The organism is Soonwooa purpurea, assembly GCF_053891095.1.
The window spans coordinates 1-13184 of record NZ_JBSSMA010000003.1; the positions used below are offsets into that span (position 1 = coordinate 1).

Annotated in this window: 13 protein-coding genes; 3 read left to right on the forward strand and 10 right to left on the reverse strand. The window is 30.4% G+C overall.

Annotated elements, in window-relative coordinates; translation table 11 throughout:
• Positions 1-294: 294 nt before the first annotated feature.
• Positions 295-1947, reverse strand: coding sequence for a S41 family peptidase (locus ACVFVN_RS03465; protein ID WP_456234191.1), 1653 nt, complete (start codon positions 1945-1947; stop codon positions 295-297).
• Between the two features lie 215 nt (positions 1948-2162).
• A complete protein-coding gene (locus ACVFVN_RS03470; protein ID WP_456234192.1) occupies positions 2163-2735 on the reverse strand; it encodes a hypothetical protein in 573 nt (190 codons plus the stop codon).
• A gap of 711 nt (positions 2736-3446) precedes the next feature.
• Between ACVFVN_RS03470 and ACVFVN_RS03475 the strand changes: the two genes are divergently transcribed.
• Positions 3447-3746: a primase C-terminal domain-containing protein gene (locus ACVFVN_RS03475; protein WP_456234193.1), complete on the forward strand. Its 300-nt coding sequence runs from the start codon at positions 3447-3449 to the stop codon at positions 3744-3746.
• 250 nt (positions 3747-3996) lie between these two features.
• Here the strand turns inward: ACVFVN_RS03475 and ACVFVN_RS03480 are convergent, their stop codons facing one another.
• The 8 genes from ACVFVN_RS03480 to ACVFVN_RS03515 all read right to left on the reverse strand — a co-directional run bounded on the left by ACVFVN_RS03480 (position 3997) and on the right by ACVFVN_RS03515 (position 10834).
• A complete protein-coding gene (locus tag ACVFVN_RS03480; protein WP_456234194.1) occupies positions 3997-4491 on the reverse strand; it encodes a hypothetical protein in 495 nt (164 codons plus the stop codon).
• A gap of 3 nt (positions 4492-4494) precedes the next feature.
• On the reverse strand, positions 4495-5340 hold the full coding sequence (locus tag ACVFVN_RS03485; protein WP_456234195.1) for a relaxase/mobilization nuclease domain-containing protein: 846 nt from the start codon (positions 5338-5340) through the stop codon (positions 4495-4497).
• A gap of 5 nt (positions 5341-5345) precedes the next feature.
• Positions 5346-5645, reverse strand: a complete 300-nt coding sequence (locus ACVFVN_RS03490; protein WP_456234196.1) for a plasmid mobilization protein — start codon at positions 5643-5645, stop codon at positions 5346-5348.
• 118 nt (positions 5646-5763) lie between these two features.
• Entirely contained in the window at positions 5764-6642 is an 879-nt protein-coding gene (locus ACVFVN_RS03495) for a toprim domain-containing protein (protein ID WP_456234197.1), read from the reverse strand.
• A gap of 218 nt (positions 6643-6860) precedes the next feature.
• The gene (locus ACVFVN_RS03500; RefSeq protein ID WP_456234198.1) at positions 6861-8096 is read right to left on the reverse strand and encodes a DUF5906 domain-containing protein; all 1236 of its coding nucleotides are present in this window, start codon (positions 8094-8096) and stop codon (positions 6861-6863) included.
• A gap of 94 nt (positions 8097-8190) precedes the next feature.
• Positions 8191-8490, reverse strand: a complete 300-nt coding sequence (locus ACVFVN_RS03505) for a DUF3853 family protein (protein WP_456234199.1) — start codon at positions 8488-8490, stop codon at positions 8191-8193.
• Positions 8491-8666: 176 nt separating this feature from the next.
• Positions 8667-9566 carry a hypothetical protein gene (locus ACVFVN_RS03510; protein WP_456234200.1) on the reverse strand — a complete coding sequence of 300 codons (900 nt, stop codon included), beginning with the start codon at positions 9564-9566 and terminating at the stop codon, positions 8667-8669.
• Positions 9563-10834 carry a site-specific integrase gene (locus ACVFVN_RS03515; protein WP_456234201.1) on the reverse strand — a complete coding sequence of 424 codons (1272 nt, stop codon included), beginning with the start codon at positions 10832-10834 and terminating at the stop codon, positions 9563-9565. The genes ACVFVN_RS03510 and ACVFVN_RS03515 overlap by 4 nt, the downstream gene beginning before the upstream one ends.
• Before the next feature lie 748 nt (positions 10835-11582).
• Here ACVFVN_RS03515 and ACVFVN_RS03520 point away from each other — a divergent pair.
• Positions 11583-12404 carry a helix-turn-helix domain-containing protein gene (locus tag ACVFVN_RS03520; RefSeq protein ID WP_456234202.1) on the forward strand — a complete coding sequence of 274 codons (822 nt, stop codon included), beginning with the start codon at positions 11583-11585 and terminating at the stop codon, positions 12402-12404.
• A 111-nt stretch (positions 12405-12515) separates the two neighbouring features.
• Entirely contained in the window at positions 12516-13064 is a 549-nt protein-coding gene (locus ACVFVN_RS03525) for a hypothetical protein (RefSeq protein ID WP_456234203.1), read from the forward strand.
• Positions 13065-13184 lie beyond the last annotated feature (120 nt).

The following is a 13184-nucleotide window of genomic DNA, read 5'->3' on the forward strand; positions in this document are numbered from 1 at the left end:
GTCCACCACCAATTATTGCAACGTTCTTATCACTAAGTAAATTCATTTGTTTGTCTGTATCTATTCGCATTGTCATTCAAAAATGGCACATAACGGGAAACGCATTGGCGAAGTGGCGGATAAATTGAACCGAAAGTTCAATTTAGCAGTAACGTAGCCGATGTGTTTCCACAGAAGCTAAATTATTAAAAAAAAGCTGAATATGGAACACATTCGGCGGGAAAAAAGCACAAAGGTTGAGTTTTGCACTTAACCCGCCATTTTGCCAATGCGATGTTAGCAACAGTATATTTTTTATCGGTTCGCATATTCAACCGCTTTTTCAAGAACTTCGTCTTTTCCATCAATAATCCCTTGGATTGTTGGTTCAACTTCAATATCAATTTTAACTCCTTTTCTTTGAGTTTCAGTTCCGTCTGGATAAAAAATTCCGATTCCTGTAATCATTGTTTCATATCCTCCAACTAATTCAAATTTATTAACATTTCCGTCTGCACCTGAAGTTTGACTTCCAATTGTAGTTACATTATCTCCAGTTTGTAAAGTCATTGCAGTAAATTCTGCGTGACTTTGTGAGTTTTCGTTTACTAGTAAGATAACTTTTCCTTTGTATTCCAGTTCTCCATTTTTTCCACATTTAGCACCGTCTCTCCAAATAAATTTTCCCGGATAATTTAAATCAGGCATTGTTACTTTATAAAAATCATTTTGTTTTGAGGATATATATTCTGCAATCGCATATCCTGTTCCTTTCGGGTAATTTCTAATATCGAAAATAATCCCTTTTGTATTTTTAAGACTATTCATCATTTCAGAAACATCTTTTTTTTCTAAAATTCCCATATTGACGTAACCAATATTTCCGTCAAGGATTTTAAATTTTTCTGTTTCTTTTTCACGTTTATATCCGAAATCTTTGAACTTATATCTTTTTACGGTTTTATTGAAAGTTTGATTACCTCGGATAAATTCTATATCAACAGAATCTGTTGAACCATTAAAAATTGTAAAATAGGCATTTCTCCTTTTTCTTGCCAAGTTAGAACCGTTGATATATTTTTCGTTTTGTTTGAAAATGCCTTCAACTTCTTGATTGTTAACTTTTGTAATAACATCACCAATTCTAATATCATCAGCATTTGCGAAAGAATCGTTATAGAATTTGGTTATTACTGCGTTTCCATCAATAAGTTTGAAATCAGCTGGAATCCAATAATTTCCAAAATATTTGTTTTTTTCATCAGAAACAAATCCTGCGTGACTATCATCAATGCTAACAACAAGTTCGAGTATTGCCATATGAAAATCATTTTCAGATTTAGGGTTGAGAAATTTTGGAATCATATCATCAAGCACTTCATTCCAATTTTTGTCAGTTTGGTATTTGTACGGAAAAAAATATTCGATAATATTCCAATATCTGAACAGGGTTAACAATCTTAAATTTTGATTATTCCAGTCAAAGTCATTGTACTTTTTTTCGTTTATAAAATTTAGATTACCAACTCTTTTGTTTTCAAATTCCACATAATAACTTTCTCCTTGATGTCTGTTCTCTTCAATGAATTTCAGTTTTTTCGAAAGTTCAGAAGTGAAAACTTTAGTGTTGTTTATCCAACTTAAATTGAAATTTTTATCAAAGTATTCATTTTTAGTTTTCTGATTACATTTTTTACATTCTTCAATGTTTCCCAAACTTAAAATCCAATCAATATAAGTTTTGGACAATTCTTCTTTTGTATTTGCTGTTTCAACTTTTGGTAAAATTTCAAAAAGTTTTTCATCCCAATTAAAATTGCCTTTGGCAACTTCGGGATGATAATATTTTAAAAATCCCCAAATTTTTGCTGTTGTTGCTAATTTTTCAGTTTGAGTTAATCTTTCTTGAGCGTGTAATATATTTCCTAAAATTAGAATTAGAAAAAGAAGTGCTATTTTTTTAATCATGTTTAATTATATTGTTGCTAACGTTTCGGGGCTTGGCGTCAGTGGCGGAAATTGAAGCGAAAAGTTTCAATTTAGCGACACGGTAAGCAAAAGCCAATTAATTGAATAAATTTAAGAAAAAAGTCAATATAATTGGCTTTTTGCGTAATAGAAAGCCGAAACTTCAATTTTAGCCTTAACCCGCCATTGCGCCAAACCCTTGTTACACGACGTTTTTATTCCAAAATTTCAGATGGAATTATTTTTCCAAGTAATGCTTTCATTCTTGGATTATCTACAGTTATAAATTTCCAACTATTTTTGTCGTCGGTTGAAGTTGCTACAACCTCTTTTTCAGCATTTATTTTAAAAAATCCTGATTCTTTGTCGAAAGCTACATTTCCTTTACCAAACTTAGTTTCAAATGAATGTAGTAACGTTTGAATTTTACTTTCATCACTTAGATCAAAATCTTTCATTTTCATTTCAATAGGTGAAATGTATTTAATTTTTATATAATCAGTATTTTCAATCCTTTTTACGTCGCTAATTTCGTTTAATATTGGACTTGAAATTTTATATTCAATATTTGGCATTTTAAATACAGCTTCAAGTAAACTTTTCATTGATTCTTTGGGAATTATTTCGAAAAGTTTAGGATTTGTATATTCTAATGCAGCATCGATTTTGTTTTCTGAAACTAATTGACTGTATTTTTTAAAATCTTTTTCTACATTTTGTTTTGCAGTTTGTGCAAATACAAAGTTTATACTCAAAAATAGACTCGCTAAAAATATTATTTTCTTCATTTATTACGATTGTTTGGTAAAATGTCGTGTAACACACAAATATATGAAATTTATTATCTCTCAATAAAAAAAGTAAATAAAATAATAAACATTTAGTTATCATTACTTTGTGTAATAAAAAAAATTCGTAAATTAGATAATATCATTCTAATTTATTAGAAATACGTAATTGCCAAACAACCTAAAATACGAAGCCATGAATACCATTCTTCAAAACTTTACTTTCAAAATAGGAAGCCATAGAGTCAAAAATAGCTAATGCTAAGGCTCCAGAACCGATAGCAATTCCACTTTCTACTGATTTTTCTACGAAAGATTTAGACGCTTCTGTAATTGTTGATTTTCCTGAGATATAGTTTTTTCCTTGAATTGTTGCAATTACAATGAAACTAGCAAAGGGTAAAATATTTTCTAAAACATTTTCTAAAACTGTGTCATTTAGTGGCTCTATTGCGAATTCAATAGGTTCGGTGATTTCTGAATTTTTAATACGATCCAGAAATCTTTTTCAACCCAAATGCAGATATATTTCTGGTCACTGAGCGAAGCCGAAGTGCAGAACCTCATTCGTCTTGTCATTTCGAGCTTGTCGAGAAATCTAATCAAAACGATCTGGTCACTGAGCAAAGTCGAAGTGCAGAATCTAATATCTCAAATCTCAATACTCCAGATCTATTATACGATCATTGCGTCAGATTCACAAAACAGAAAATGGATTACATCGAAGGAAACAGAAATAACTTTGTACATCAATTAGCGTGTAACTTAAATAGAAAAGGAATTAGTTATGCAGAAGCGTTAGTTTTCATTTTATCCGACTACAATTACAACGAAATCGAAGTAATGAACGCTGTCAAAAGTGCGTACAACAATACACACGAATTTGGTACAGATAGAGAGTATAAAAGCCCTAAAACAAAGGAAACTACAAAACCGAAAAGTAGTACAACAAACTGTAAATCGTCAGCAAAAAGTGGACAATGCCTATTCATAATTGGGGGATTGTTTTAAACCAATTTATGCTTATTTTTGAAAAAAGGCTCAGATTATAAAATCTAAGCCCAACTTTTTAACTTACACACTTTATAGGATAGTGTCTCAGAAATTGCGACCTTCATTTGACAATCAATCAGAGATAGGCTCACGCACATGTTTATAAATGGCGTATGGGATTAAGGTTCTTGGCAGTTCCTCTGTAACGGATTGTAAATAGTATTGTACTTCTTTTTTACTGCAAAAGGTAATAAACTTGCCCTTAATTTTATCGGTTATTATATAACTTTAATACTTCTTTATTCGATCTAATAAAATTCATATAATGTTCTTTTTGTTCTTTTTCCTCAATTTTTTCAGCATATTGTTTTCCTGCAATAAACATTGAAGAAATCGAAAGGATGTAAAAAATTATAGCAATGATAAGTATATAATTGAGTTTGTATTTCGATATTTTTTGGATTAATTTCTCAAAATTTAAAATTTCTTTGTTCAGTATTAAAGATGCTTCTTTTGAAGTATCTATTAAGTTCTGATCAATTTTCTTTAATTCAGCTTCTAAATTGGACACATCTATTTTAAGTGTTAACTGTTTTAATTGAGTGAATTTTTGTTCGAATTCAGTATTAAATTGAAGGTTTTTACTTTCAATATTTTCATTTAATTTTTTGAGTTTTAGAATTGAATTTTCGATAGCTTCAACACGATCAATAAAAATATCTAAAGTGTCTGCTATTTTTGGTTGTTGCTTTTTGTAACTCATGAATTAACGTTTAAGATTATACGATGTAGATTGTTTTTCGGATTGAAACAATTTCTTCAATCCTTCTTCATAAGGCTTTTCTAAGGTCTTGTGTAGCTTTACATTTTTATCAGGCAATATCCCTGATTTAATAATATTTGATAAGCTAAGAGAACGATGAATATCACTTGCTTTATATTCAACTCCTGTATGTAAATCAATGATTTTATGTCCTTGTAATTGGTTTTGCTTGTTGATATAAGGTTTTACAATCAAGCCATTTTTAAACATTTTCGATTTGTAGTCATCATAATTTTTTACAAGATTTTTTATAATTGATTTATGAATATTCAGGATTTGTTTTTGAGCAGAACTTACTTTATTTCTTTCTGCATCTAATGATTTAATTTTTTCAATCATTAATTTTTTCGCTGAAATCAACCCTCTTTTTTCTGCAACACGATGAGCTGCCCATTGTGCTTTTTTACCGATATGATTATCTCTAATCAAACGTCCATTTTCGTTTACTCGAGAATATAAAATATGAATATGTTGATGTTCTTTTTCTGTATGTAAAAAAGCTATGTAAGGTTGTTTTTTGTAGTCAAGTTCAAGTTCGTTTAGAAAATCTCTTGTCAAAGTTTTGAATTCTTTTGCATTTAATTTTTTACCATCTTTAATTGTAGGGCTTAATACCATAGAAAATAGTTTGTTAGAAGCTCTTTGATTCTGATTAAGATAAAGTTTAAAATCATCAAATATTTCTTTAGCGTTTGTGCCAGATATTAAGTTTCGATCAACTTCGTACCCTTTTTGCGGATTGCATACATAATTAAAAAGCGTTCCACCTCCTGTTACTGATTTTGCCATTCCAATCATAATTTTAAGCGGTTTAAATGATCCCGAATTAACTGTGCAGTTTCAACTGAAATTTCTTTCACTTTTGTAGAATCTCCAAGCTTAAATAAATTTCCAATTCGTCTAAAATTATCGGCATATTTATTTAATTCTTTATAAATTTCTATTTCATCTTCCGTTAATTTATAAGATAAATTATAGTTTAGAGCAGTTGCTCTTATATATTCTGACATCGTAATTCCTGCTTTTTTTGCAGTATTTTTGATGATATAAAACTCAGAATTTGATACTCTTATGTTTATTGTTTTTGATTTCATAAATTTAAAATTTTAGATAGTTTTTTAAAGTCTTTTGCGACTGTATAGGAGAAAAAGCGAGAGTGTATTTGGTAGCAAGAATCGCAGATTTGTAGATACAAATACACATCTCGATTTCTTAGGTCAATTCATTATAATGAATGGTTAACAAATAATCATTTAAGTCTTTATGTTTTTCGTATAACTTACGTCCATCAATAACATTTGTATATGCCTTCTTTATTATCAGAATTGCATTCTCTCCAGCTTTATCATTATCAAAACAGCAAATAATTTTATCGTATTGTAATTTTCTGAACAATTCATTATTTGATGTCTTAATTATTGTATTCTTGATGATGGATACAGAATTAAAAATCAAGAAATCATATTGTTTTTCAGCATTTGGAAAAAGGGTCAAAAAGCTGATGTAATCACTCCAAGATTCAAACAAGGCAATGTTTCTACTTCTATTATTAAAATAGGTTGAAGCTTTTTTACCAAGACACATTTTTATATACTTGTTTCTAAGTTCAAAACCACCAAAGTCATTTTGAAAACCAACAGCGTAATAAGATTTATCATTTAAGGTATAATGCACCTCTTTACAATAAGTTTGAACCATTTGAAGGCTAAGATTACGTTCTTTGATGTATTGTATTAAATTCGGGTGCTTTAATCGTTTAATTGCTCGGATTGTATATGATGGGGCTTTCATCCTGTTAGAACTCACGATAATTGGCTGATGAAAAGAAAAAGTATTGTCTTTAAGCAATTTTAAAGCGGATTTAATATCACAATGATTATACTTCATTACAAAATCAAGAGGTGTTCCTCCAAAACCTTCTGCGTGGTCATAAAAAATATTTTTATCAATATTTACTTTAAATGATGCTGTATTTTCTGTTCTGAATGGACTCAAATACCACCAATCATTTTTTGTTGTTTTTGTTGGGCTGTAACCTAACTTTTTAAGCAAGTCTGTAAGATTAATTTTTTTAGCTAATTCACAATTCATTCGTTATGTAGTTATCGAGTTAGAAATCTGTTTTTAATGATGCAGTGATGCAAGTAGGTGTTAATGAGCTGTAAGTCAATGCTATATTCTGCATCGCTTTTGCATCATTGCATCAAACTGTAATTATTTCTTGCATCACGCTTGCATCAAAATTGATGTATTATTTGATTGATGCAAACTTTGATGCAGTGTAATTTATTAGTAAATAGGTACTTAATCTATTCTTGCGTCACTGCATCAAATATTTTATAAAACGATTCTTTTTTAATGATGTAATAGCGTCCTCTACGTTCTATTTTAACGAATTCTCCATGAGATAAAAGTTCTATTCCTTGATATGATTTTGTGTTGTTTTGAGGTTCAAAATCCCATTTCTTTAAAGTTTTTCTTATTTCACTAGCAGATACAATTAGCTTTGGGTTTGTCTTACGAAATAACAAGAGTAAATCATTAGGAGCGACACAAATTTGATCTTCATCAATCTTTTCAAAACATAAGTTTAAAAGTTCTAAAAGTGGTATATCAACTTTGTTTTTACTGATTAGCTTTAGAAGCGAAGCTGTAAGTATTTGTTTGGGAGTAAACCACATTCGGGTTTGTTGTGTAGTGTAATAAGAACGAACAAGTAAATACTTAATAAAATATGGGATTTCGTTTGTAAGCTTCTTAATAAAATGAACGTCTTCTGTCTCAATAGGTTTAATCTTTCGAATCCAAAAACGGATTTCTTCTTCGTCTATTTGAATGAAATCGTCTTCATTATTAGAGCAAAGAATAAACTTAGCGAAAAACTCAATCTCTTGCCTGTCTTTTCCCTTTGCTTCAACCTTATCTTTGTCAGTAGTAGAAAGATATTTTAAACGTTCTGTAATTTCCTTTTTATCAAAAAATACTTCATCTATAGCAACTAATAACATATTTGCCCAATCTGCATTAAATTGAGAACCAAAGGAATCTCCTTTGATGTAAGTCATGTTGAGTCCAAAGATGTTCTTAAGCCATTTTATAAATGAACTTTTCCCTGTTGCTCTTTCTTTACTAACTAGACATAATATTGGTAAGCTTTGTGTTGGCTTCTCATACAATAACTTTAGATAATCTAAGCCATATTCATACTGTTCTTTTCCAAAAATATGTTTTACAAAGTGTAGGGAATTTGGAATCAATTGTTCTAACACATTTAGGTTAAAATTTTCTACGATTGGTTTAATATTTAATTCATTATAAGTGTTAAAAAAGTTTTCTACGATTGGTTCATAGTTTAGATGGTCTGGAATACAACAAAAGCCATCTAATTTTAAGATGTTTTCTAAGTAGGACTTTCCGTGATCTGATATAATTGTTTCACGAGTCCAACGTACCATGACTTTAACTTTATCACCCGAAATCAACGGTTTTTCGATAATTTTAAAGTAAGCAGTTCCTACTCGGATATAGGGTATATCTAAGCTCATATTTACTTGTTTTTATAATCCTTATCTTTGAAGAATAAGAATTGAGTTATACTTTAATAGGATTTTTAAGGGGAATTTGCTGAAGTCGCCCCTTTTATTTTTTAGCGAATAGTTCCAATGCCAAGTCAGCATCGACTATAATTTTTCTACCTCTTTGGATAATCGCTTTTTGGATATGCCCCTCTTTTTTTATTTTATTAGCAGTGGTAATGCTGCATCCAAATAACTCTGCTATGCCACGTATTCCGTAAACATAATGCTTTGAAGATTGCAGTGTTTCTTGTGAAGTATTAAGCTGGTGAAACTCTTTTAGAGATACTGTTTGTAATAATTGTAAAAGTTCCTCTCCTGTCATTTGCCAAACTGGCTTTTCTTTTAATTCGTTTATATACATAGTATTAGTTTTTAAAATTATACAATTTTGTGGTGTTCGAACAATTCAAAATTACGTTGGTTATAAGGTGGATAGGAGGTGGAAATGCACACTTTATTGCACAAAAAAACCACTATAGCAAAATTTTAAAGTGGTTTAAAGGTGGGTTTGTAAATTTTAAAAGCTTTTATAGTATTTTATTGTTTAAAAGCGGAATCAATTAGAATAGCATACCCTTTTAATGTATCATTTGAATCGTTACTAACTATATGCTTATATTTAGACTGATATGTTGTTTGCTTAATCTTAAATTCTTTTAATATTTGATTGAACCATTTTTTCTTTAAATTATTGTCTACTATTTTAGTATGTAAGCAATGAATTATATAAAAGAAGGTGTACAGAAAATCCTTCTTAATTTTTATTTTATTCACTGTATGTAAGATATTTATCTCTCTATAGAAATCATATTCTGATATATCTTCAATGAATTGCTTGTTTACTATATTATGTAATTTAGAAATTAACTCCATTGAGAAAATCTGTTTGTCATTTATGAATAAATAATCCTTATCATATATTTCGTAGTCCTCGAAATTAGATTTTAGATCTTTTAAAAGCATTTTGCTATGGTTGTATATTTCTTGATGGTAATCATGGTTTAAAAAACCTATTTCTTTATAAAAATCAGATTCAAAATAAGCTTTACGTTCAGGTAATTCCGTTTCTCTATACAATTGCAACGTTAAGTCATTATCCGATAAACTGCTTTTAGTATTTTCTCGATATATCTTTAAACGAAGCTCATCTCTGTCTAGGTTAGTGAAGAAATCAGAGTTTTTTTCATACATTTTAATCATTAACTCTAAGTTTTTTCTAACGATAGATAAAATCTCTTTTTTTTCTTCTGTATCTTTTACAGTATCAACTTTATTTTTAAAATCATGCATTAACATATTTTTAATGTGTTGTCTATAAATATCTTGAGAGTCAAAATCAAAAGAGTTTCCTGATGTAATTAATTCTTTTTCCCACATCATTATTGTGTAATCAGTCATAAACCTTGTCAATTCTAATTGGGCATCTACTGTGTTCATATCATATCGAATTTAGTCATTGCATTCGCTTTAATTGTATCAGCTACATCAATATAAGGTTTCATTGATTTGTAATCTGAATGTCCTGTCCATTTCATTACAACTTGTACAGGTATTCCTAATGATAAAGCGGTGCAGATAAATGTTCTTCGTCCCACGTGAGTACTTAAATACTCGTATTTTGGTTTTACTTCATCTATTCTTTCATTTCCAATATAGTAGGTTTCCCTAATTGGTTCATTTATTTCTGCTAACTCTCCAAGTTCTTTGATATAGTTATTCATTTTTTGATTTGAAATGACAGGTAATACTTTTCCTTTCTCAAAAGGAACATCTTTGTATTTTTCTAATATCGCTCGGCTGTGTTTGTTTAATTCTACCTTAAGAAAATCGTTTGTCTTTTTAGTAACAAATTCAATAGCATTATTTTTAATATCGTGTCTTGTTAGGTTAAAGGCATCGGAATAGCGAAGTCCTGTATAACAACAAAAAAGTAATACATCACGTACACGTTCTAAGTATGATTTTGCACCTAAATCTATTGATTTAATCTGTTCAATTTCTTCTTGAGTTAAGAAGATAATCTTTTTAGAACTCTCTTTCAGCTTTGGTTTGAAATCTTCAAAATTATAAGCAATTGTATAATTGTTGTTTTTACACCATTTAAAAAACCATTTTACAAAACTAATTTGCTTTTCAATTGTGCTATTACGCATTTTTCTTTCAATGCGTAAAAAAGAAACATAGTCTAACATAGTCTGCTCGTTAATATCTAAAAACTGAAAGTTGCTTTTGAAAGAAAAAAGATGTGAACGAACAGTATTAAATTTGGTATAAGTAGCCGTTGTCCAATCATTACGTTTTCCACTTTTTTTTACAAACTCGTCAAAAGCAATAAACAGATTCTTTTCTTTTGCAGATATAGTTTGTTTATCTGAACAACGTCTTATTTCCTCTTTTAAAAGTGTAAAAGAAGGTATTTCATTTCTTAATTCATATTCTTTAAAGATTCGGTCTATTGTAGTAGATAGCTCTTGTATTGCAGTATTAATTTCAGAAGAGCTTTGTTTTAGTTTATTGGTACATCCATTGCGAACTCTTTCCTTAGTTTCATCCCATTTAGCAGCATTAATACGATAACCTGTAAAGAGTTCCACACGACCACCATTATACACGACTCTTGCACGTATAGGAACGTTCTCTGTGATTAAAATACCATCCTTTTTTCTTTTTTCAATAGCAATAGTTATTTTTCTTTTTATCGTCATAGGTATTTGATGTAACACCCAAATATACACCCAATTTAAATACTATCATATACTATTTAAAAGAATTTTAATGAATTGTAATAATTGTAATGTTCAATAAATCAAATAAATAGTATTTTATAACACTCTGTTATTGGGTAGGTTCGAATACCTCTCTCTCCGCGAAAGAAATATAAAACCTATAAATGAATAATTTATAGGTTTTTTTTATTTCAAAACTGAACAAATTTAGTTGGATCAAACTTAGAAATCCTGAATCAGTTTCGACGACTTTTCCTTCTTCCCAACAACGTATTAAATGACTCTTCTTTGCACCATGCAATTTTCATTTCCTTATTTTTTATTTTCTCACGTGGACAAGTGAGATAATCGCGTTAGCAATGGATGCGCATCCGTGAGATGCCCGATGCGCATTGGACAAAGCACGCGTGCGCATCGGTCATGTTACCGATGCGCACGCGTTGCCCATTTTCTATACACGCTGTGTTTATGGTACCTCAGAGGGGGTAATTGCGGGATAAGAGGTGGAATTCTTTTTTGTTCAGATTAGGGTTTTAGGTTTAGGTTTAATTCCGATGCTTTTAAATGAAATGGTGAAATTATTTAGGAAATAACAGAACATATTTTGGTTCGATAGGAGAGGCGTTTTAATTTTTTGAAATTGTTTTTAGACCAATTTCCTCTATATCCAAAAAAGCCAGGTTATTTTTTTATTATATTTACATAATGTTTAATCCATTGTGTAGGTATGATTTACAGAATTTTTCATCCCGTTCCTATTTTAGCCGATGTTGTAGAACATTATTGGTATTCGAAGATTGACCTTTCGGAATCTGTCGTACAACATTATGCAACACCACTTTTACAAGGATTGGCTTTCAATTTCAATTTGAAAACAGAAAGACATGAATTTGCCAATCATAAATATACCTTAGATAAATCGGCTTATATTTTTGGGCAACCTACTTGTCCGCGTGTTATAACTACAAATGAAAAAGGGATCGATATTTTGGGGGTAAAGTTTAAACCTTTAGGAATTGCCAAGATTACCGGAATCAACATGGAAAATATGGCCGATAAAATAATCGCTGTAGATGCTATTTGGGGCAACGAGTTGGAGCTGCTAAGCGATGAGATGCAATCGGCACCCAACCTTGAAAGTACTATAAGCGTTCTCGAATCTTTTTTGATTAATAAATACCTACATACCAAGCTGCATTACCGAGTGGACAGTGTACAGAATGCCTTAGCTCTTATCGCCCATGCGCAGGGGAATATCGATGTGAAAACGCTTCAGAAAAAGACCAATATCACCCGCAAAACTTTGGAAAGGGCATTTAGAAATTATTTAGGAATCCATCCAAAATTGTATTCCCGCATTATTCGTTTTAATGCGATAAAAAATGTTTTAGATCGTACGTCTATGGATTGCAATCTCACTTCGCTTGCTATGGATTTCGGGTTTTACGACTGTTCCCATTTTATTTCAGAATTCAAAAATTTCTCCGGCTTAACGCCTCACACCTATCTGAAAAATAGTTCTACTGAATTTACTCGGGAGCTCGTTTAGATCCATTTTGTCCCTTTTATCCTATATCATTACATTTTTAGAAAATAACTTTGTATGATTCTGAAATACGGTTAACATGTGGAATGCTTCATCCGATCAAATTCATCAGTTATGATACGATTTTTATTGGTTTCGTTACTGGTTCTATTAGGCTATCCTAAAAATCTATTGGCCCAATCTCCCATACAATTGGACAGTCTGCTCACGCATGAAAAAACACTGTCGGATGGAAGTGAAAAAATTAAAACATTAACGTTCATAGGTTTCAATTATTCCAGAACGTCTCCCGAATTGGCAAAATATTATTATAAAAAAGCCATTGAAATTGGGGAAAGAATAGAAGAAAACACCAGCACATCTACAGTCTATAGCCAGATTGCAAATTTTTATAATACTCTTGGAGAAACCGATAGCGTGGAGTATTTTTTACAAAAAGCCCGTATAAAAGCCGAAAAGGCAAACAACAACAACAACAGTTGGGCTACCTTTTATTTGTTTTTATCCTTCATTATCAGAGCTATTGTTTTGCGAAGCATCAACGAAAACCAACAAGTTTCTCAGCTTTCAGACATTCAACAAAAGCAAAATCATTCCTGCAAATCATTTGAATTCTTTTGGTCGACAGACAGAAGTACAGGTTTTGTACAATCCCGAAAATAAATACAAATACATCACTTTTGAAAACGATGACTGGCATTTTGAAATGAAAAAATAAAAACTATGGATAAAAAGAAACTTACAAAAAGGATGAAAACGCATTCCTTTTTTATACTGTCCATT